The following is a 20,833-nucleotide window of genomic DNA, read 5'->3' as shown; positions in this document are numbered from 1 at the left end:
CTGCGGCGGCTCCGAACCCCTTGCAGGCGAACCACAGGTGAACGAAGCAGGACGAGAGGAACGGCATGAACGGAACCAGTAGGACCGGGACATCAGCCACAACGGTCCTGGTGACCGGCGCCACCGGGTACATCGGGGGCCGGCTGGTGCCCAGGCTCCTCGACGAGGGGCACAGGGTCAAAGTCCTGGTGCGCTCCCCCGGAAAGATCGCGGGCGTCCCGTGGCGGGACAAGGTGGAGGTGGTGGAGGGAACCCTCGACGACGGCATTGTTTTGCGGGAGGCGCTGGCAGGCGTCGGCGTCTTCTACTACCTGGTGCACTCCATGGCGGCCGGGGCCGGGTTTCAGGCCAAGGAACAGGCCATGGCGCGGACCGCTGCCGATGCCGCGGCCGCGGCCGGCGTGGACAGGATCGTCTACCTGGGCGGGCTCCATCCCCAGGGTGTGCAGCTTTCCACCCACATGCGCTCCCGGGAGACTGTGGGGCAGGTGTTCCTGGACAGCCCGGTGGACGCCATCGTCTTCCAGGCCGGGGTGGTGATTGGCTCGGGTTCGGCCTCCTTCGAGATGATCCGGCACCTCGCCGACACGCTCCCGCTGATGCCGGCACCGAGCTGGGTCCGCAACCGGATCGAGGCCATCGCCGTGCGTGATGTCCTGTACTACCTCGTCTCCGCCGCATCCCTGGACGGCCCGCTCAACCGCACCTTCGACGTCGGCTGCCGCCAGGTCCTCACCTACGCGGGCATGATGCAGGAGTACGCTGCGGAAGCCGGCCTCCCGTACCGGGCGGTGTTGGCGTTGCCCGTGCCGGCACCCAAGCTGGCCGGCATGTGGGTGGCCCTGACAACTCCCATCCCGCTGTCCATGGCCATGCCGCTGGTCCAGTCCCTGCAGCACGACGCCGTTTCTGACGAGCACGATATTGACCAGTACATCCCCCAGCCCGTTGGCGGGCTGGCCGCCTATCGCACCGCCGTCGCCCTTGCCCTGGGGAAGGAACGCGACGGCCAGGTGGAAACCACGTGGGCGAACGCCGGGGTTGCCGCCGATCCCCTGCCCAGTGACCCGGACTGGGCCGGGCATACGGTGTACATCGACGAACGCACCTTCCATGGCGACGTCGATCCGGCCCACGTGTGGACGGTCATCGAGGGCATCGGCGGGCGGAATGGCTGGTACTCGCTGCCGCTGGCCTGGCAGGTGCGCGGCTGGCTGGACAAGCTGACCGGCGGTGCCGGGCTGCTGCGGGGACGCCGGCATCCGCACACCCTGGCCGCCGGCGAAGTGGTGGACTGGTGGCGGGTGGAACGGATCGAGCACGGGAAACTGCTGCGGCTCCGGGCCGAAATGCGGGCCCCGGGACGTGCCTGGCTGGAGTTGTCCGTGGAGCCGGACGGAAGCGGCAGCCGCTACCGCCAGCGGGCCATCTTCTTCCCGAAGGGCCTGAGCGGACGGCTGTACTGGCTCGCTGTCCTGCCGTTCCACAGCCTCATCTTCCCGGCCATGGCCAGGAACATCACGGGGGCGGCGCGGAAGCTGGTGGATGCGGAGCACTCCGCCCGGACCCCGTAGGATGTTTGGAGCCTATTCGACCCCCCACGTCCCAGGAGGACCCATGGCCCTGAGCGCAACCACCACCCTTCCGCACTCCGTCCCCAGCGTTGCAGCTGTCCTGGTGAACGAGGATTTCCAGCGCCACGTCAGCCAGCTCGTGGGCGGCAGCCTTGAATCCTTCACCGTCGACGGCGACGTTGCCGGTGCGTTCAGCGCCACGTCCGTGCGGACCCTGCCCACCAACCGGCTCCCCGAATTCGCCCGCAAGTTCGTGGGCGAGCACCTGAAAGTGACGCAGGTGGAAAACTGGGACGCTCCCGCCGCGGACGGTTCCCGGCAGAGCAACATCTCCCTGAAGATCGCCGGCGCCCCCGTCGATGTCACCGCCGTCCAGCGGCTGGTAGCGGCCGACGGCGGTACGCGGGTTGAGCTTGAAGGCGCCGTTAAGTCCTCGGTGCCGTTCCTGGGCGGAAAGATCGCCGACGCCGCCGAGCCCATGGTCGCCAAGGCCCTGAACCTGCAGGCCCAGCAGGCACAGGCCTGGCTGGAAAGCCACTAGGCCCGTGGAACTGCCCGTCTTTGCCGCACTCGTCCTGATCATCGCCGGCATCTGGTCGCTGGTGGTCTGGCCGCAGTTCCTGCGCCGCGTGATGAAGGATCCACGCGCCCGGGACGCCGCCGGCAAGGCCACCAAGTTCCTCACCGTCCACGTGGTGCTGGTCAGCATCTCGATGGTGCTTGGCGCCGCGACGGCCGTGATCGGAATTATGGGGCTCGCGAGCTAAGCCGGCGCACCCTTCGCCCCGACATAAGAATGTCCGGTCCCCCTCCCGCTGGGGAGGGGGACCGGACATTTTTGCGTTGTCAGGCGCCTGGCTGAGGTTGCCTTGTCAGGCGGCCTGGTTGAGCGCGTCCTCGGCGGCGACCCAGGAGATCATGGCGCACTTGACCCGTGCCGCGTACCGGGCCACTCCCTCAAACGCTGCCGCATCGCCCAGCAACTCCGCGTCCGCGTGGATCTTTCCCCGCGACCTGAGGACCTCACGGAAGCTGTCAATCACCTCGCGGAGCTCCGCCACCGTCATTCCCTCCGCAAGGTCGGTCAGGACAGAGGCGGACGCCATGGAGATCGAGCAGCCCGCGCCGTCCCAGGCAATCTGCGCCACTTTGCCGTCCGTGACAGCCAGGCGCAGGGTCACTTCGTCGCCGCACACCGGGTTGAGCTGGTGCGATTGGCCGGTGGTGGCGCCCTCGGGTGCCTCGGTGCCGGCCAGTCCGCTGCCGTGCCGCGCCTTGGAATGGTCGAGGATGATCTGCTGGTACAGCTGGTCGAGGCTCATCGTTTTTACCTTCGGGGTATGTGGTGTCTTAGGCGCGGAAGTAGGCCCGCACGCCGGCGACGGCATCCAGGAACTGGTCGACGTCGTCGGTGGTGTTGTAGAGGTAGGCGCTCGCCCTGGTGGTGGCCGTCAGGCCGAGCCGGCGGTGCAGCGGCTGGGCGCAGTGGTGCCCTACCCGCACTGCGATTCCCCGTGAATCAAGGAACTGCCCCACATCATGGGCGTGCACACCGTCCACGTCGAACGCGGCGAGCCCTATACGGTCCTGCCCCGCCGCGGGCCCCAGTACCCGGATACCGGGGATGGATTCCAGCCCGGTGACCATCCGCTGGCCAAGCTCAGCCTCCCACCGGTGTATCCGGTCAAGCCCGGTTTCGGTCAGGTAGTTCACGGCGGCGGCCAAGGCCACCGCCTGCGAGATGCGCTGGGTGCCGGCCTCGAACCGCTGGGGGGCCGGCAGGTACTCGGCCCGCTCCATGGTCACCGTGGTGATCATGGAACCGCCCGTCAGGAACGGGGGCAGGACGTCCAGGATGTCCTGCTTCCCGTAAAGCACGCCGATCCCGGTGGGGGCGAGCATTTTATGCCCGGAGAACACGGCGAAGTCCACATCCAGGGCTTTGACGTCCAGCGGCATATGCGGGGCGGACTGGCAGGCGTCAAGGACCACCAGGGCTCCGGCTTCCCGGCCGAGGGCCGCGAGTTCACGGACCGGGTTGATGGTGCCCAGGACGTTGGAGGCGTGGGTGAAGGCCAGGACTTTTGTCCGGCTGTTCACGGTCTCCCGCGCCAGGTCCATGCGGAGGCGGCCGTCGTCCTCGACGGGGATGAACCGCAGGGTTGCCCCGGTGCGGAACGCAAGTTCCTGCCAGGGGATGAGGTTGGCGTGGTGCTCCATCTCGGTCACCACGATTTCATCGCCGGGATTCAGGGCGAGATCCTTGAGCCGGGCGTCGCCGCGGCCCTGGGCAGCCCACAGGCCGGCGTTGGACAGGGCGTAGCTGAGGAGGTTCAGGCCTTCGGTGGCATTGGACGTCCAAATGATCTCTGAGTAGTCAGCGCCGACGAAACCGGCAACGGTCTCCCGGGCGTCCTCGAAGGCTTCAGTGGCCTCCACCGCAAGGTGGTGGGCGCCGCGGTGCACTGCCGCGTTGCGCTGTTCATAAAATTCCTGCTCGGCTTCGATGACGCTGAGCGGATTCTGCGATGTGGCTCCGGAGTCCAGGTAGACCAGCGGGCGTCCGTTGACCAGTTGGTCCAGGACGGGGAAGTCGTTGCGGATGCGCTGGACCTCGGCGTTGTCCATGACCGGCACGGCACGTTCCAGTGTGGCTGGCGTTGATACTACGGCCAAAACAAACTCCTTGAAATGCCAACGGATGACACTCAATTGTCCCACAGCACGGCTGTGGCGGCCGCCCGAGGGGGCAGCCGCCACAGTCGTTCCGGGCTTCAGCCCGCGGAGTGGAGGGCCGGCGACGGCTGGGGGGAGAGTCTCGGTCTCAGAAGACTCTGACGTCGCCGGCCCCGTCCAGCCCGGTCCCTGGGGACCGGAAGTTTGTTGGATACAAGGCCTTCTTTTGTTCTCGAAGCTGCGGCTTCCTGCGTGCCGTTCGCTTTGCTTCCATAAGTAAATACTCCGGCGCCATCCTGCACACGAGTAGGGTGTACTCGAATTCTCCTGCCTGCGACTACCTACGACCCGCTGATACGCGGAAGGCTTCGGAAGTGTTCCGGAGGCGCCGCCAGTGCATGCAGGCAGGCGTCATGGACAGAGGGCGCTGGCCCTTAAGGGCAGTCATGCGGGGGCACGTGACGACGCCGCGGCCTACTTTGGCAGGGCGGACTCCAGCTCATCCCGGCTGCGTACGCCAAGCTTGACGTACGTGCGGTACAGGTGGCCCTCCACCGTGCGGACGGACACCATGAGCCGCTGGGCAATTTCGCGGTCCGTGAGGCCTTGAACGGCAAGGCCCACAATGTCCTGTTCGCGCCTGGTGAGATGCACGGCGGGGGCGGCGGCAATAAAGCGGCCTTCCCGGAACCTCTCCCCCAGTTCGTGGTCGCATTTCTCGCGCAGGGCCACGGCCTGCCGCGAGCGCCGGCGTTCCCCTGCCTGGTCCAGGAGGGTGCTGGCACGGGCGTAGGCCTCCCGTGCCAGATTGACGAACCCCGCGTCCTCGAGTTCGGAGGCGGTTTCCATCATGGCGTCCCCGTCAGCTTCTTCCCAGCGGGCAGCCACGGTCAACATCGCCTTCGCCCACCGGCCCTCCACTGCCTGGGCGGCTGTTTGCACCATGGGGATGACTGAGGGGTCGCCCAGATCCCAGCAGATGGCCAGGAGTTCGAGCAGGGTTCCGGTCCTCGCGGTGGCGTCCGGTGTGGTGGCCAGGGTATGCAGCGCGGCAAGGCCCTTGCCGTCCCGGGCCAGGTATTCTGCCGCGGCGGCACTGTAGGCAGCGGCGAGCAGCTCGTGGGCCGGGCCGCCAGTTACAGCATCGCTGTAGTCCTGCTCGAGCCGCTGTGCCTGGGCGGTGTCCCCCAGCCTCGCGGCGACGTAAAATCCCAACGCCGAACCGAAGCGGAACAGCTGCAGCGGATCGTTGAGCCGAAGTGCCTCCACGGCCGGCAACAGTACCTGGTACGCACGCTCCATCCGGCCTTGCCGCAGGAGCGAGTACCCGCGCAGCACTTGGAGACTGCCGTGGAAGGTCGTGGACCCGGGCATATGGCTGGCGGCGTAATTGTTGAGCTCACGCTCGGCGGACTCCCATTCCCCCATGGCCAGGTAATCGGCCACCAGCCGGCCCAGGACAAACTCTGTGTAGAAGAACAGGCTGTCCTCCAGCGCGGGCAACTCGGACGCGGCAAGGAGCGCCGAATCGAGCCCTTCGGAGCTGCGGCCGGCAGCAGCAAGTGCGTGCGCCAGGAGCGCCTCCGCAAGGGCCCTGACCGGTTCGCCGCCTGCCTCTGGAGAAGTGCTGGTCCTGATCTCCCGGACCTCAGCGGCCAGCGCGTCGGCATCCACTTCCGCGCCCAACTCCAGAAGGCGCAGGACGCGCAGGAGCTGGTGGTGCGCCGGCCGGTCCCCGTCCACCGGTTGGTGTGCCACTTCGCGCATGTCCTCGGTCAGGACCCTGAGCGGTGTTCCTGTGGCCTGGTGGGCGGCTGCCCGGAGCAGGACGACGGCGGCACCCTCGGCAGTGCCGGACAGTTGCCGCCAGCAGGCGTCCAGGAGGCCGGCGGCCGCGACGTACCTGCCCTCGTTGTAGAGTGCCCGCGCCTGGATGGCCTGGGCCATGGGCACCAGTGCTGGATCGTGGATTTTGGCCGCGATGATCCGGGCGCTGTCGTTGCGGAACCTCTTCAACGCTTCACGGGCCGCCTGGAGCATCTCCTGGTCAGGGACCCGCAGGCCAACCTCAAAGGCCCATTCGACGGACCTCAGCATGCCCTCACCCTGCAGGGCACTGCCATCCCGGTGGGCACGGATCTTTTCCAGCAGCTGCAGGCTGCGCGACACCGAGAGCGTGTTCCTGATGGCTTTAGCGAAGAGAGCGTTCCACATGGAAAGTTCTGCCGGCACTCCGGAATTCTCGGAAATCATCTGCTGGTCCAGGAGGGAGCGGACCACGGCAGCTCCGCTGATGTCCTCGATCACCTTCCGGCCCACCGGGCCGGCAAGGGCGATGAGCTTGAGTGCTTCCTGTTCCTCGGGCCCGCGCCGGAGGTGGTCCTTGGTGACCACGGCGGTGAGCTGGGGGCCGTTGGCTGGCAAGGGGCCCAGCAGTATCCAGATCCCGTTCCGCTTGGCCAGGATTCCCGTTTCGGCGGCATCGTGCAACACTGCGTCAAGGACCCGCGGGTTGCCGCCGGAGGCATGCCAGATGGAATCAACGGTGGCAGGCGGGACGGTGCCATCGAGGACGTGGGCCAGCACCTCTTCGATCTGTTCCCGGTTCAGGGGCCGGAGGTCCACCCGCTCGGCAAGGCCGTCGTACCAGAGCTGGTCCAACGGCTGCGGGAGCCCGGGCCTGGGCCTGGCCGCAGCCACCACCGTGGCCCACCCCGCCGAGATCAGGTCCGCCAGCACGCCGGCGGAGGCCTCGTCCAGGTGGTGCGCGTCATCCACCACCAGCAGGACCTGCGCGCCCCGTCCTGCCTTCAGCTTTTCAAAGTAGGTCCACATGGACCGCAGGACTGCTACGGGTGAGACGGACTCTTCAGCGGTCAGGTCTCCCGTGTAGGGAGTCAGGACCCCGAATGGCACGGCCGCCAGGGCGGAGCTTCCGTGGATCTGCAGGATGTTCATCTCGGCCGCGAGGCGCTCGGCGATCGCTTCGGTCAGGGACGTTTTGCCGATGCCGGGCCCTGCCATCAGGAACACTGCCTGGCTGGAGCCGTTCCGGATGATGTTGCAGATCCGTTGCAGCGGCTCGCGCCGTCCCGTCAGGGCACGGTGCGCCGTTGCCGGTTTATGGCCGTTAGACGAGTCCAGTCAGATCACCCCTGGAAGTTACTCCGAGCTTAGTGAAGACCTGGTACAGGTGGCCTTCGACTGTTCGGACTGATACTCCCATTTCCAGGGCAATATCACGGTTTGAGGCGCCCCGGCCGGCGAGTCGCGCGATCTGGCGCTCCCGGGCGGTGAGCAGTGGGCTGCCGCTGCTGGGAACGATGGGAAGATTCGCCACGGTCGCGGCCAGGATGTCCAGCCGGGCCTGGGCGGTCCGGGCTGACACTGAGTCCCCGTCCTGCCTGGCGAAGTCCACGGCGAGCGCCATGCAGCGGGCCTCCACCGCGTCCAGCTCCAGCGTGGCTGCCAGTTCGCCGGCGGCGAGGAGGGTTTTGGCGTCCTTGGTCCTGGTGCCCACTGCGATGAGTCGGGAGACCTCTGCCAGGGGGCCCTGCCGGTGCCCGGCGATCTCCTCCAGGAGGCGGAAGTCGGAGTCGCTGCCGTTGACCGTGGCGGCGAGCAGGCTGATGCCTGCCATGGTGTACAGGCCCGCTTCGAGGTTCCGCCGGGCAGACTGCTTCAATCCGGCCACGGCCTCGGAATCGCCCAGCCAGCGCCCGGCCACGAGGCCGCAGAACTCAATGATGTTCTCGGCCGTACAACTGGATTTCCCGGGCGTCCTTTGAAGTCTGCCCAGATACTTTCGCGCCTGGTGGGCGTTGCCCGTCTGCGCATACGCCAGGGCTGTTGCGGCGTATGCCGAGCGAAGGGCGATCTGGGCCGGCTGGAGCTCCAACTGGGCCACAGCCGAAATTAAGGGATCCAGGGCAGCACCGCCGCGGCCGGAAAATACGAAGGCCAGCCCGGTGGCCAGCTCAGTTGCAGCGCTCCGGTAGGGCATATGGCCTGATTCCCCGACCACCTGCGGAGCCACGAGATCGATGCAGCGCCGCCACTGCCCTGCCGTCAGCAGCACCACGAAAGACTCCCGGGTGTACTGCTCGCGGAGTCCCACCACATGTGAGGCATCGGTGATCTGGCCGCCAAGCCGCCGCATCAGGCTCAGCGCGTCCATTTCCCGCCCCGTCTGGGAGAGAGCGGTCATCAGTATGACGGAGGCCTGCATCCGGTAAGACGTGTCCGGGTTGAGGGCGGGATCCGCTGCCGCCTCAAGCTCGGGAATCATGGCAGCAAAGTCGCCGGCGAAGGCACGGTATTCGAACCCGCTTAGCGCCACCCGGTTGGCAGCAGTTGCTGCCGGGTGTGGCCAGGCGGCCCGGTTCCGGGCAGCGTCCAGCCTTTCTCCTGCCTGGGCAAGAAGGGCCGGAACCCTGTCCGCCTGTTCCGGCAGCCACATCATCACCTGCGCCTTGGCGGCTATAACGCGGGCGTACTCTTCCACGCCCACGCCGTCCAGCTCGGGCTGCGAAATATCGTCAAGGGCGGCCAGGGCCTGGACGGGGAGGTCCAGCTGCAGATAGGCAGCGGCCTTGTGCCGCTGGGCCGGCACCCACTCCCGGTCCGTGCGCTTGAGCATGTCCGCGTAGGCCAGGGCAAAGCGGGGGTCGAAAAGCTGCACAGCGGATTCGGCGGCGGCGAGCGCCAGAGCGGGGCTGAGTTCTGCCTCGCACTCATGCGTCCACGCCGCGAAATCCATAAGCTCGTCCACCGTCATGTCTGCCGGCTCCGGTTCCGTTCCCTGAAGGAGCTCGCTGCGCAGTTGGCGGCGCCGGGCAATGCTCAACCAGGAGCGAACGACGTCACCGATGTACTTCTCCCGCAGCGACACCCAGCGGTGGTCGGAGTCATCAATCTCCAGCAGTCCGGCGTCCTCCATGTCCGCCACCACATCGGCACTGTAAATGGCGGTGAGCCTGGACAATTCCACGCGCCGGGCGCAGGAGAGCATTTCGATGACTTCCCGGGTTTCCGGCCTCTCCCGTGACCACCGGGACCGGACAATGTCATCAAGGCTCGCCGCGCCGTCGAGCACCACTTTGTCGCGGAGAGTCCAGACAGAGTCGGACAGTACGAGGTTTCCGGAGAGCTTTTGTTCGGTGACCAGTGCCTTCAGCAGCAGCGGGTTGCCGCCCACCATGTGGTGGTAGGTGTTGACCAAGGAGGCAGAGACCCGGTGCCCCAGCAGGGACAGCAGCACCTGGCGGGTCTGCAGCTCATTGAGGTTGCTGAGCCGGACCTCCGTGAGGCGCCGGTCCGTGAGCAGCCAATGGAAGTCGGGGGGAAGATCACTGATCTTCGGTGCTACGGCGATGATTCTCGCGGTGCCGGTCAGGAGTACGTTCAGGAGCACCCCGGCACTCATGTCATCGATGCTTCCGGATGTATCCAGGGTGATGACGCAGGGGCGGCCGGCGGCATCGCTCCGGATCAGGGATGTGATGCCCCGCAGGATGGCGGTGGGCGAACCCATGTAGGCCTGCGGAAGGCGGGCCAGCAGGAAGGAAAGGCAGCCGTAGGGGGTGTTGGAGCCGGCCGGGCCGCTCCGGAGTTGCAGGGACCAGACATCAGGGCCAAGGTCCGTAATGGCAGCCCGGGCAAGGGATGATTTTCCCACACCGCGGCCGCCGGTGATCACAACGCCCAGGGAATTTTCACTTGTCAGAGCTGCCCGGACGGACTCAAGATTTGCGCTGCGGGCAGGGGCAGACCAATTTTGCCCTTCCGGCGCTCCGGAGGTTTCGGTCTGCAGCCCAACGTGGTGAGGTGTTGACCCACGTCCCCAGCTGAGTGGCTCGATTGACATGAACTTTTCCCCTACGTCCCGCGATAGCGGGATGTAGCCCCATTGCTCCCCCGCATAGGAGAAAGAGTACCCGCGGTGGAGACGAGGAAACAGGTGCGGGCGACTTTAAGTTTTTATGTTATCGCTCAGACTTCGCAGGATGGAACTTCTGCTGCGCAGCCACCAGCCCGTCCCGCACCAGCAACTCCACCGCATCGGCCCCCTCATCCAGGAGAAAGGGCAGTTCCTTGAGCTCGGCGGTACCGAAATCGCGCAGGACGAAGTCCGCGGTGTCCATCCGGCCCGGAGGCCTGCCCACCCCCACCCGGACGCGGAGGTAGTCCTTGGTCCCGAGCGCCTTGGAGATGTCGCGCAGTCCGTTGTGGCCGCCTTCTCCTCCGCCCAGCTTCAGCTTCACCGTGTTAAAAGGAATATCGATTTCGTCGTGCACGGCCACAACGTGGTCCGGTTCGATGCCGTAGAAGTTGGCCAGGGCCGAGACGGGTCCACCGGAGACGTTCATGTAGCTCATGGGTTTGGCCAGCACCACGCGGGGACCACCGATACCCAGCCGCCCTTCGACTACCTGGGCACGTGCCTTGTGTGTCTTGAAACCCGCCCCCATCCGGCCTGCGAGTTCATCGAGCACCATCTGCCCGATATTGTGCCTGTTGCCCTGGTACTGCAGCCCGGGGTTTCCGAGTCCAATGATCAGCCAGGTGTCAGTCATGGGTCAATCCTAAGGTGGCGGGTTGTTGCGGAGGTGGCGCTGGCAATGCGCTGCTGACATGCCAGTGGCCGGACCCCACGGGGATCCGGCCACTGCAATTATGCGGAATTACTCGGCTGCTGCCTCGGAAGAGCCTTCAGCGGCTTCCTCGGTGCCTTCCTCGGCGGACTCGGTAGCCTCGGAGATGTTCACCACGAGGGCATCGGCGTCGGCCAGCAGGACTGCGCCCTTGGGCAGGACCAGGTCCGAAGCGTGGATGTGCTCGCCGGCGGTGCGGCCTTCGATGCTCACCTCGACGGCCTCGGGCAGGTGCGTTGCCTCGGCCTCGAGGGAGATGACGGTGAGTTCCTGGTTGAAGACGTTGCCCGGAGCAAGTTCACCGACGACGTGGACGGGGACGTCAACGGTGACCTTCTCGCCCTGGCGGACGGTCAGGAGGTCGATGTGCTCGATGATCTGCTTGATCGGGTCGCGCTGCACGTCCTTGACCAGGGCAAGGTGGCCTTCGCCGTTGATGTCCAGGGACAGCAGGGCGTTGGCGGTGCGGACGGCCAGGGTGGTGGCCTTGGCGGGGAGGGTGACGTGGATGGGCTCTGCGCCGTGACCGTAGATGACGGCGGGGATCAGATTGGCCATCCGGGCGCGGCGGGCGTAGCCCTTGCCGAATTCGGTGCGCAGTTCTGCTGCGAGCTTCTGCTCAGACATGGAAATCTCCTTGAAACTAATCGGTGTTCAGCAAGGGCGGAGGTCTGTTGCGACCTTCAACGCCGGGCGGCTTCTGCCGGACCCACTTCGAAGGGAGATTCAGACCCAGTCGATAACGGAGACTGCGGACCGGTTACCGTGAGACGGTGACCGGCGCTCTCCCTCGCCAAGGTATCGGTGAAAATCTTACCAGCGCCGGACCCGATTACTGAAAACGGGCCGGCGCCGGTGGTTGCGGTCAGGCCTTGCCGTCGAAGAGGCTGGTGACGGAGCCGTCGTCGAACACTTCGCGGACGGCGCGTGCGATCAGCGGAGCGATGGACAGCACGGTCAGCTGCGGGAAGCGCTGGGCCGAGGAGAGCGGGAGGGTGTTGGTGACCACTACCTCACGGGCGCCTGATTCCGAGAGGCGCTGGGCGGCGGGTTCGGAGAAGACAGCATGCGTTGCGGCGATGATGACGTCCTTGGCCCCGGCATTCTTCAGCACGTTGACGGCGCCGGAGATGGTTCCGCCGGTGTCGATCATGTCGTCAATCAGGACACAGGTGCGGCCTTCGATCTGGCCCACCACAGTCTTTGACACGGCCTGGTTGGGAACGGTCAGGTCCCGGCTCTTGTGCACGAAGGCCAGCGGGGCGCCGCCCAACCGTTCGGCCCACTGCTCCGCGACGCGGACGCGGCCGGTGTCCGGGGAAACCACGGTGATGTTTTCGGCGTCCACGCGGGTCCGGATGTAGTCCGCCAGCAGGGGGATGGCCATCAGGTGGTCCACCGGACCGTCGAAGAAGCCCTGGATCTGGGAGGTGTGCAGGTCCACGCTCATGATGCGGTCGGCGCCGGCGGTTTTGTAAAGGTCTGCAACGAGGCGCGCCGAGATGGGCTCGCGGCCACGGCCCTTCTTGTCCTGGCGGGCGTAGGGGTAGAAGGGCGAAACAACGGTGATGCGCTTGGCGGAGGCCCGCTTCAGCGAATCGATCATGATCAGCTGTTCCATCAGCCAGTTGTTCAGCGGGGCCGGGTGCGCCTGGATCACGAAGGCATCGGTTCCGCGGACGCTTTCGCCGGCACGCACGTAGATCTCACCGTTGGCGAAGTCATAGGCGTCCACCGGCAGCAGTTCAGTGCCCAGCTCCTTGGCGATCTCCCGGGCCAGCTCGGGGTGGGCACGGCCGGTGGCCAGCACCAGCTTCTTTTCGCCGCGCGCCGTAATTTCGCTCATTATTGCTTGCCCTCTTCTGTAGATGCCGGGGTACTTGAGGAATCTGTGGTGGCTGCATGGGCCAGTTCGGCGGAGCGGGTTCCGGGCCGGTTGGCCTCCACCCAGCCTTCGGTGTTGCGCTGTGCAGCAACAGTCAGGGCGAGCGCGCCTGCCGGGACGTCCTTGCGGATCACCGTGCCGGCGCCGCTGTAGGCACCGTCCCCCACGGTGACCGGGGCTACAAAGACGGTATTGGAGCCTGTCCGCACGCCCGAGCCGATGACCGTGCGGTGCTTCTTCTCGCCGTCGTAATTGGCCGTGATGTTTCCGCAGCCGATGTTGGTGTCCTCACCGATCTCGGCGTCACCGGCGTAACCAAGGTGGGAGAGCTTGGAGCCGCGCCCGATGGTGACGTTCTTCGTCTCGTAGAAGGCGCCGATCTTGCCGCTCTCGCCCAGGACGGTGCCGGGGCGGAGGTAAGTAAAGGGGCCGACGGCGGCGTCCGGGCCGATGACCGCGCCGGAACCGTGGGTACGGACCACCTTGGCGCCTTCACCGACAGTGACGTCCGTCAGGGTGGTATCGGGTCCAACGACGGCGTCACGCGCTACACTCGTGGCGCCGTGCAGCTGGGTGTTGGGCAGGAGCCGGACGTCCTCATCCAGGGTCACCGAGGAATCGATCCACGTGGTGGACGGATCCACCACGGTGACGCCCGCCCGCATCCAGGCCTCCACGGTGCGGCGGTTCAGTTCAGCGCCGAGGGCGGCCAGCTGGACGCGGTCGTTCGCGCCTTCCACCTGCCAGCGGTCGGTGGTGACGACGGCGGCCACGCGCCCGCCTGCCTGCCTGGCCAAAGCGAGCACGTCGGTGAGGTACTTCTCGCCCTGCGAGTTGTCGGTGGTGACGTGGGCCAGGGCACTGCGGAGGACCGCGGCGTCGAAGGCGTAGATGCCGGAATTCACTTCACGGATGAGCCGCTCGGCATCGGAGGCGTCCTTGTGTTCCCGGATCCCGGTGACGGTGCCGTCTTCGCCGCGCAGGATCCGTCCGTATCCGGTGGCGTCGTCCAGGACCGCGGTGAGGACGGTGACCGCGTTGCCGTCGCGTTCGTGGGTGGCCACAAGCTCGGCCAGCAGTGCGCCCGAGAGAAGGGGCACATCGCCGTAGGTCACTACGACGGTTCCGGCGACGTCCTGTTCGGCGTCGAGGGCCTGCAGGGCCACCTCCACCGCACGGCCGGTGCCGGGGACGTCGTCCTGGTCCACGATCAGGGCGGCGGCATCGACGTCGGCGAGGTGGCGGGCCACCAGGTCGCGTTCGTGGCGGACCACCACGGCAAGCCTGCGAGGGTTGATGCTGCGTGCCGCCAGGAGGGCGTGGCCCACCATGGACCGCCCGCCGATCTCATGCAGGATCTTGGGGGTACGCGATTTCATCCGGGTACCGGCGCCTGCCGCCAGGACGATGACTGCGGCCGGACCGGTATTCTCGGGGATCACGTACGGGCTCTCCTTGCTTGGTTACGCTGGCGTTTGCGGTGTCCGGGCCACGCTGGGGCGGCACCGGTTGTCATGCTACTGAACATCCCCCGCACAGCAGTTCCGCCCATAGGACTCGAACCTATACTCCACGGCTCCAAAGGCCGGGGTGCTGCCATTACACCAGAGCGGACCGTGCCGGGCTCGAAGGCCCGGGCACAAGTCCCTATTTTGCCATGGGTTCGGGGCGCTGCGCGACACGGGGCGCTGCTCCCCCGCCTACCACCTGTTCCTGCCCCGTCCTCCGCCGTTGTTGCCGCGGTGTTCCCGCCGTTGATCCCGCCGTTGTTCCCGGCTGCGTGATGCCGGAAGGGCAGCACAATTAGTTGCCCAGGACCTCGGAGGCTTCCAGCCATTCGAGTTCGAGGGCGTCCTTTTCGTCGGCCAGGTCCTTGAGCTGCCTGTTTTGCTCGGCGAGGGCGTCAAAGTCGGACTCCCCGGTGCTTTTCACCATCTGGTCGTGGAGCTTTTTCTCCTGCTGCTCAAGTTTCTTGAGTTGGCGCTCGATCCTGTTGAGGGCCTTGCGGGCCTCGCGCTTTTCGGCTTCGGAAGGGCCTGCGGGTGCCGTAGCTGCAGCGGCTGTACCGGATGCTGCACCGGTGACGGGGTTGCCGCCGCCCGTAATGGTGGATCCGGCCAGCGCGGCCTCGCGCAGCTCCAGGTACTGGTCCACGCCACCGGGCAGGCCGCGGATTTTACCGTCCCCAAGGAGTGCCATCTGGTGGTCGGTGACACGCTCCAGGAGGTACCGGTCGTGGCTGACCACCACCAGGGTCCCGGGCCAGCCGTCCAATACGTCCTCAACGGCGGCGAGGGTATCGGTGTCGAGGTCGTTGGTGGGCTCATCGAGCATCAGCACGTTGGGCTCGCCCACCAGCAGCCGCAGCAGCTGCAGGCGGCGCCGCTCGCCACCGGAAAGGTCCCTGACGGGCGTCCACTGCTTTTCATTGGTGAAGCCAAGCTGCTCCACCAGTTGGCCGGCGCTGAATTCCTTGCCGCCCACGTTGAAGGACCGCTTCTCCCGCTCGATGACCTCAATGACGCGCAGGTCGGAGACGTCGTCGAGCTCCTTGACCTCCTGGGTGAGCACGGCGGTAACCACCGTCTTGCCGCGCTTGACCTTGCCGGCGTCGGGGGTGATTTCACCATTGAGGAGCTTCAGGAGGGTGGTCTTGCCTGCACCGTTGACGCCCACCAGGCCCAGGCGCTCACCGGGGGCCAGGCGGAGGGTGATGTTGTCGAAGAGCTTCCGCCCGTCGTCGCCACCCTTGAAGTCCAGGGAAACGTTCTCAAGGTCCAGCACGTCCTTGCCCTGGCGCGCGGTGGCCATTTTGCTCAATGCCATGGAATCCCGGGGCTCGGGTACGTCGGCGATCAGGGCATTGGCCGCCTCGATCCGGAACTTCGGCTTCGCGGTGCGCGCCGGAGCGCCGCGCCGCAGCCACGCGAGTTCCTTTTTCACCAGTTGCTGGCGTTTGCCTTCAACCACGGATGCCATCCGGTCCCGCTCCGCACGGGCCAGCACGTACGCCGCGTAGCCGCCCTCGAAGGGGTCCACGATCCCGTCGTGGACTTCCCAGGTCTTGTTGCAGACCTCGTCCAGGAACCAGCGGTCGTGGGTGACCACCAGGAATGCACCCTGGTTGGCGCGCCAGCGGCTCTTCAGGTGCTTGGACAGCCACGCCACACCCTCCACGTCCAGGTGGTTGGTGGGTTCGTCCAGCATGATGACGTCGTGGTCCTCAATGAGGAGCTTCGCCAGTGCCACGCGCCGTTTCTGCCCGCCGGACAGGGCGTGCACGTTGGCGTGCCAGTCGACGTCGGACACCAGCCCGCCCATGACCTCGCGGATCTGGGGGTTCCGCGCCCATTCATAGTCCGCCTGGTCCCCCACGATCGCGGCACCCACTGTGAGGTCGCCGTCGAGTACGTCGCTTTGGTCCAGGTACCCCACGTTGACGTCCCCGCGCTTGGTGACGCGGCCGGAATCGGGGGTGGAGCGCAGCGCCAGCAGGCGCATCAGGGTGGACTTTCCGTCGCCGTTCCGTCCCACCATGCCAATCCGGTCGCCCTCTTCAAGCCCGAGGGTGATGCCGTCCAGGACGGTGCGGGTCGCGTAGGAGACGGTGAGGTTCTCGCCGCCAAGAAGGTGTGCCAAAGGGAACTGCTTTCTGCTGCCGGAACGGTACGTCTTAGAGGAGTGTGTCGGAGATGATGCGCGCCCCGGGAACGGGGCCGTGGACGGCGAGGGCCGTCAATCCGTAGCGCCGCAGGTTTCCCGCCAGGCCTTCGGCAGCGACCGGGTCGTCGGCCAACAGCGCCACCGTGGGCCCTGAGCCCGAGACGATGCCTGCGATGGCACCGTGCGTTTCGCCGATGCCCAGCGTATCGCGCAGTGCAGGCGCCAGTTCGAAGGCGGCCCGCTGAAGGTCGTTGACCAGGACCCGGCTCAGCGCCTCCGCATCCCCGCCACGGAGGGCGGTGAGGATCTGCGGGTCCACACCGGTGGGCTCGTCAACGTCAATGCCTTCCGCAGCCCTCAGCCGGTCCAGCGTCCTGTAGACCTGGGGCGTCGGGAGGCCGTAGTCAGCGGTGACCAGGACCCAATCCGTCTGCGCCTTGGCCAGGGCCGGGGAAAGTTCGTCACCCAGCCCCAGGCCGACGGCGGTTCCGCCCAGCAGGGAAAAAGGCACGTCAGCGCCGAGCTCGGCAGCGAGGTGGGTGAGTTCCTCCCGGGACAGGCCGCTGTTCCAGAGTGCGTCGCAGGCCAGGAGGGTTGCGGCGGCATCCGCTGAGCCGCCGCCCATGCCGCCCGCCACGGGCACGCGTTTTGTGATCTCCAGGTGGACGCCCGTTGCTTGCTCGGAGACGTCGGCCATGATGGCTGCGGCCTTGTAGGCGAGGTTGTCCTGGTCCAGCGGGATGTGGACGGCGTCCAGGTCCAGGGTACTGTCCGGGCTGAGGCTGACGGTGATGCCCGGCGTTGCGGTGCTGGTGGCCGCGACCTCCTCATACAGGGAGACGGCGAGGTAGACGCTGGCCACCGAGTGGTAACCGTCCGGCCGCAGCGGACCCACGTCCAGGGAGACGTTGACCTTGCCCGGCGCCTTGGCCCGGACGGTCCTGGCGGCAAAGCGTCCCGGGATGGCGTTCATGGACGGGCCTCACGCGCTTCGGCGATCCTGGCGAAGGCTGCAATGTCTATGACTTCCCCGCGTGCCGTGGGGTCGACGCCGGCGGCAACGAGGCAGCGTTCCGCTTCCGGTGCACTGCCGGCCCAGCCCGCAAGGGCGGCGCGGAGGGTCTTGCGGCGCTGCGCGAACGCGGCGTCCACCACAGCGAAAACCTGCTCGCGCGTGGCGGTGGTGGCGGGAGGCTCATGGCGGGTGAAGGACACCAGCCCGGAATGGATCTTGGGTGCCGGCCAGAAGACGTTCATTCCAATGACGCCGGCCTTGCGCATGTGGCTGTACCAGGCGGCTTTTACGGACGGTACGCCGTAGATCTTTGATCCGGGCACCGCGGCGAGCCGGTCGGCCACCTCGTCCTGGACCATCACGAGGCCGTGCTGGAGGCTGGGGAAATGCTGCAGCAGGTGCAGTACAACGGGCACGGCCACGTTGTACGGCAGGTTCGCCACCAACGCAGTTGGCCGGACAGGGAGTTCGGTGACTTTCATGGCGTCGGCCTGGACCAGGTGGAAGCTTCCGACGGCGCCGGGGCGCCATTCCCGGACGGTTTCCGGGAGCTTGGCGGCGAGTACGGGGTCGATCTCCACTGCCACCACCGCGGCGGCTGCGTCCAGCAGGCCCAAAGTCAATGATCCGAGGCCAGGGCCCACTTCAAGCACTGTTTCGTCCGCTCCAACGCCGGCAGCGGACACGATCCGGCGGATGGTGTTGCCGTCGATCACAAAGTTCTGGCCCAGGGTCTTGGTAGGACGGACACCGATCTCTTCCGCCAGCCGGCGTATGTCGGAAGCACCAAACAGCGGTGCGGGCGCGGCGGGGATGGGTTCAGTCACCTAGGTATCCTATCCCGCATGCCGGTTCCGGCTGCCCGGGTTAAATGCCGCGGCCGGGCCCGGAAGACCCGGACCCGGCCGCTGCGCGAGACCGTGCAGTCACACCTTGTGTCAGCGACTGGCAGCCCAGCCGCAGCCCCACGGCTGCAGGCCGCGCTGTGCGTAGACACGGTTGGCGATGTCGATCTGCTGGGCCTTGGTGGCGAGGCTGGCGTTCGGGGCGTACGCGCCGCCGCCGGATCCGATCCAGGTCCGGATGTCGAACTGGAGGCCGCCGTAATAGCCGTTGCCGGTGTTGGCGGCCCAGTTTCCGCTCGATTCACACTGGGCGATTTTGTCCCACATGGCCTCGTTCATCATCGCGGGCGCCGCGGCTCCGGAATTAGCGGCGGTGCTGGCGCTGGCTGCGGGAGCGGCCTGGGGCACGGGCTTGGCCTTGGTTCCCACGGTGATCTTTTCGGTCACGGGCTCCGCGGTGACGGACTCGGTGACCAGGGTGCGCGACGCCTCGCGGCCGTCAACGAGCACCAGCTTGAAAGTCTTCTCCAGCTTGCCGGCCGAACCTGCCTGGGTGACTTCCTTTTCACCCTTCAAAAGCTCCGCACTTTCGACGGTTTCGGTTTTGAAGGGGACGTCCTCGGTGGTCACTGCGGTCTGGCCTGTGTCCACGCGGGAGACTTTGATCACCATGTTGTTGACCACGTGGGCGTTGGCGGGCTGCGAGGACCGGTCGCTGGCCCCGAGGGTCAGGCCGGCATCTTCCAGGACCTTGCCCACGGTGGCGGCGGTGGTGGTTGCGGTGTCCACCTTGCCGTCGGCAACAATGCTCACGGATTTGGGGGTGGAAATGGAAACGAAGGATCCTGCCACCGAAAGCTGCGCGTCCTTGGGGACCGAGACCGAGGAGGCGCTTGCCACGCCGAGTTCGGTCACCAGCCCGGCAACGTCCTGTGCTGTGGTGTTCACCGTTTTTTCGGAGCCGTCGAGGCTTACCTTGACTTCCTTGGCCTGGTTGACGTTGATAACCGTGCCGTTCCGGACGGTGGAGTCGATGGCCGGGGAAACCCGGTCCGCCGGCTTCAGTTCGAGGTTGGCGCTTTTGACAACCTGTCCCACTGTGCCACCGAAGGTTTGAACGGAAGTCACCTTGCCATCAACGTTGAGCGTGATGGTTTTGTTATTGCCCACGAAGGCTACGAGCCCCACCACCAGCGCGCAAAGCACCAGAAGCTGGGTTCCCACCTTGAAAAAGCTGAACTTGCCGTCCGTTGTGAAGAACTTGACCACGATTGCCCGTAACTTTAGCTCCGTCCGGGCACGGGGAGAGCACAATAAAATGCCCGGTACGTTCCCCTTGGAGGGGTAGTCCGGGCACCTTTGCGCCGCCATACTCCCCACAGCAGGCAGGCGGGAACAGCCTGGCAGATCCTGCTGGAAAGGGAGCGAACTTACCCGGTGGCCTTCCCCGACCCCGGCTAGTAGTTTCCCACTGTAACCGTAGCGTTATAAAGCGGCCAAGAAATTTGCATACCACGTATTCATCTGGGCCGTGAGGGGCGACGTGATCTTAATCCCAGGCTCCGTAAGCCCGTACGGTATTCCCGTTGATGTCGACACAGAGCCCGGCGAGGTCCCGGTTTGTCAATTCGGCCATGGCACGCACGGTGTACGGGACCATGTAGCTTGCGTTTGGCCGCCCCCGGTGGGGATGCGGAGTCAGGAAGGGAGCGTCGGTTTCCACCAGCAGGAGTTCGGGATCCGCAACGGCGAGCGCGGCCCGCAGGTTGGCCGCGTTCTTGAAAGTCAGCGTCCCGGCAAAGGACATCCACCAGCCTTCCCGGTTGCATGTTGCTGCCAGCTCCTCGTCACCGGAAAAGCAGTGGAAAACCACCCGTTCCGGGGCTCCTTCTTCCTTGAGTACCTGCACCACGTCAGCGTGCGCATCACGGTCATGAATCTGCAGGGTCAGGTCCAGCCGTTTGGCAATGTCGATGTGGCGGCGGAAAGAGTACCGCTGGTGGGCCAGCCCCTCGCCCTCGGTCCGGAAGAAATCGAGCCCGGTTTCGCCAATGGCACGGATCCTGGGATGGGCAGCCAGTTGCTCGATTTCCGCCAGCGCATCTTCCAGCTGGCCCCGCGCCGCGTACCGTGGAGCGTCGTTGGGGTGCAGCGCCACTGCCCCCAGCAGCCGCGCATCCAGATCCACCGCCCGGACGGTGAACCGGGATGATTCCAGGTCGCAGCCCACCTGCACGGCGCCCTGGACGCCTACGGCCTCAGCGGCATCGAGCGCTTCCTTGACCCCTACCGGCGCTTCTCCATCCGGAAAATCAAGGTGGGTGTGATTGTCCATGACCGGCACCGGCAGTGGTTCAGGAGCAGGAGGGAACTCCCGCTGCCGGGAACTTCCGGATTCCGGTGCGCCGCCGTCAACGGGAGCACGGTAAGCGGCAGGGATCAGCGGATTGCACATCCATCAAGCCTAGACCGACAGGATGCCCCATATTTGTTGGAACTCTCTGTCTGCCGGGGCAGTTGTG

General features: G+C 66.2%; 16 protein-coding genes and 1 tRNA gene. 3 read left to right on the top strand and 14 right to left on the bottom strand.

Annotated elements, in window-relative coordinates:
- Window positions 1-65: 65 nt before the first annotated feature.
- The 3 genes from AC5RVY_RS11405 to AC5RVY_RS11395 are packed head-to-tail and all read left to right on the top strand — an operon-like array spanning window position 66 to window position 2,341.
- Window positions 66-1,574, top strand: a complete 1,509-nt coding sequence (locus tag AC5RVY_RS11405) for an SDR family oxidoreductase (protein ID WP_493954819.1) — start codon at window positions 66-68, stop codon at window positions 1,572-1,574.
- A 43-nt stretch (window positions 1,575-1,617) separates the two neighbouring features.
- Entirely contained in the window at window positions 1,618-2,115 is a 498-nt protein-coding gene (locus tag AC5RVY_RS11400; RefSeq protein ID WP_493954818.1) for a DUF2505 domain-containing protein, read from the top strand.
- A 4-nt stretch (window positions 2,116-2,119) separates the two neighbouring features.
- Entirely contained in the window at window positions 2,120-2,341 is a 222-nt protein-coding gene (locus tag AC5RVY_RS11395) for an SCO4848 family membrane protein (RefSeq protein WP_493954817.1), read from the top strand.
- A 105-nt stretch (window positions 2,342-2,446) separates the two neighbouring features.
- Here the strand turns inward: AC5RVY_RS11395 and sufU are convergent, their stop codons facing one another.
- The 14 genes from sufU to AC5RVY_RS11325 all read right to left on the bottom strand — a co-directional run bounded on the left by sufU (window position 2,447) and on the right by AC5RVY_RS11325 (window position 20,766).
- Window positions 2,447-2,896, bottom strand: coding sequence for a Fe-S cluster assembly sulfur transfer protein SufU (gene sufU / locus AC5RVY_RS11390; protein WP_493954816.1), 450 nt, complete (start codon window positions 2,894-2,896; stop codon window positions 2,447-2,449).
- 28 nt (window positions 2,897-2,924) lie between these two features.
- Window positions 2,925-4,250, bottom strand: coding sequence for a cysteine desulfurase (locus AC5RVY_RS11385; RefSeq protein WP_493954815.1), 1,326 nt, complete (start codon window positions 4,248-4,250; stop codon window positions 2,925-2,927).
- A gap of 474 nt (window positions 4,251-4,724) precedes the next feature.
- On the bottom strand, window positions 4,725-7,328 hold the full coding sequence (locus AC5RVY_RS11380) for a LuxR C-terminal-related transcriptional regulator (RefSeq protein WP_493955053.1): 2,604 nt from the start codon (window positions 7,326-7,328) through the stop codon (window positions 4,725-4,727).
- 52 nt (window positions 7,329-7,380) lie between these two features.
- A complete protein-coding gene (locus AC5RVY_RS11375; RefSeq protein WP_493954814.1) occupies window positions 7,381-10,116 on the bottom strand; it encodes a helix-turn-helix transcriptional regulator in 2,736 nt (911 codons plus the stop codon).
- Between the two features lie 118 nt (window positions 10,117-10,234).
- Window positions 10,235-10,825 (bottom strand): aminoacyl-tRNA hydrolase, encoded by a 591-nt coding sequence (gene pth, locus AC5RVY_RS11370; RefSeq protein WP_493954813.1) that lies wholly within the window; start codon window positions 10,823-10,825, stop codon window positions 10,235-10,237.
- A 108-nt stretch (window positions 10,826-10,933) separates the two neighbouring features.
- Window positions 10,934-11,530, bottom strand: a complete 597-nt coding sequence (locus AC5RVY_RS11365; RefSeq protein ID WP_493954812.1) for a 50S ribosomal protein L25/general stress protein Ctc — start codon at window positions 11,528-11,530, stop codon at window positions 10,934-10,936.
- A gap of 238 nt (window positions 11,531-11,768) precedes the next feature.
- Complete coding sequence (locus tag AC5RVY_RS11360; RefSeq protein ID WP_050055844.1) at window positions 11,769-12,749, bottom strand: ribose-phosphate diphosphokinase; 981 nt, start codon at window positions 12,747-12,749, stop codon at window positions 11,769-11,771.
- On the bottom strand, window positions 12,749-14,230 hold the full coding sequence (gene glmU / locus AC5RVY_RS11355) for a bifunctional UDP-N-acetylglucosamine diphosphorylase/glucosamine-1-phosphate N-acetyltransferase GlmU (RefSeq protein ID WP_493954811.1): 1,482 nt from the start codon (window positions 14,228-14,230) through the stop codon (window positions 12,749-12,751). Before glmU ends, AC5RVY_RS11360 begins: the two co-directional genes overlap by 1 nt.
- 100 nt (window positions 14,231-14,330) lie before the next feature.
- A tRNA-Gln gene (locus AC5RVY_RS11350) sits at window positions 14,331-14,402 on the bottom strand.
- A 189-nt stretch (window positions 14,403-14,591) separates the two neighbouring features.
- Entirely contained in the window at window positions 14,592-16,427 is a 1,836-nt protein-coding gene (locus AC5RVY_RS11345; protein ID WP_493954810.1) for an ABC-F family ATP-binding cassette domain-containing protein, read from the bottom strand.
- Between the two features lie 34 nt (window positions 16,428-16,461).
- Complete coding sequence (locus AC5RVY_RS11340) at window positions 16,462-17,424, bottom strand: 4-(cytidine 5'-diphospho)-2-C-methyl-D-erythritol kinase (RefSeq protein ID WP_493954809.1); 963 nt, start codon at window positions 17,422-17,424, stop codon at window positions 16,462-16,464.
- Window positions 17,421-18,293 (bottom strand): 16S rRNA (adenine(1518)-N(6)/adenine(1519)-N(6))-dimethyltransferase RsmA, encoded by an 873-nt coding sequence (gene rsmA, locus AC5RVY_RS11335; protein WP_493954808.1) that lies wholly within the window; start codon window positions 18,291-18,293, stop codon window positions 17,421-17,423. The genes AC5RVY_RS11340 and rsmA overlap by 4 nt, the downstream gene beginning before the upstream one ends.
- Before the next feature lie 111 nt (window positions 18,294-18,404).
- Complete coding sequence (locus AC5RVY_RS11330) at window positions 18,405-19,580, bottom strand: resuscitation-promoting factor (protein ID WP_493954807.1); 1,176 nt, start codon at window positions 19,578-19,580, stop codon at window positions 18,405-18,407.
- A gap of 280 nt (window positions 19,581-19,860) precedes the next feature.
- Window positions 19,861-20,766 carry a TatD family hydrolase gene (locus AC5RVY_RS11325; protein WP_493954806.1) on the bottom strand — a complete coding sequence of 302 codons (906 nt, stop codon included), beginning with the start codon at window positions 20,764-20,766 and terminating at the stop codon, window positions 19,861-19,863.
- Window positions 20,767-20,833: the final 67 nt, after the last annotated feature.

Source organism: Arthrobacter sp. Ha26, from assembly GCF_059091705.1.
The sequence above is the reverse complement of the archived record's forward strand: the minus strand, read 5'-3'. Positions and strand labels throughout refer to the sequence as shown.

Excerpts from the sequence above, each read along its gene's own strand:
- sufU (WP_493954816.1), bottom strand. The coding sequence starts at position 2,896 with ATGAGCCTCGACCAGCTGTACCAGCAGATCATCCTCGACCATTCCAAG.
- AC5RVY_RS11400 (WP_493954818.1), top strand. The coding sequence starts at position 1,618 with ATGGCCCTGAGCGCAACCACCACCCTTCCGCACTCCGTCCCCAGCGTT.
- AC5RVY_RS11375 (WP_493954814.1), bottom strand. The coding sequence starts at position 10,116 with ATGTCAATCGAGCCACTCAGCTGGGGACGTGGGTCAACACCTCACCAC.
- AC5RVY_RS11365 (WP_493954812.1), bottom strand. The coding sequence starts at position 11,530 with ATGTCTGAGCAGAAGCTCGCAGCAGAACTGCGCACCGAATTCGGCAAG.
- AC5RVY_RS11405 (WP_493954819.1), top strand. The coding sequence starts at position 66 with ATGAACGGAACCAGTAGGACCGGGACATCAGCCACAACGGTCCTGGTG.
- AC5RVY_RS11340 (WP_493954809.1), bottom strand. The coding sequence starts at position 17,424 with ATGAACGCCATCCCGGGACGCTTTGCCGCCAGGACCGTCCGGGCCAAG.
- pth (WP_493954813.1), bottom strand. The coding sequence starts at position 10,825 with ATGACTGACACCTGGCTGATCATTGGACTCGGAAACCCCGGGCTGCAG.
- AC5RVY_RS11325 (WP_493954806.1), bottom strand. The coding sequence starts at position 20,766 with ATGTGCAATCCGCTGATCCCTGCCGCTTACCGTGCTCCCGTTGACGGC.
- AC5RVY_RS11360 (WP_050055844.1), bottom strand. The coding sequence starts at position 12,749 with ATGAGCGAAATTACGGCGCGCGGCGAAAAGAAGCTGGTGCTGGCCACC.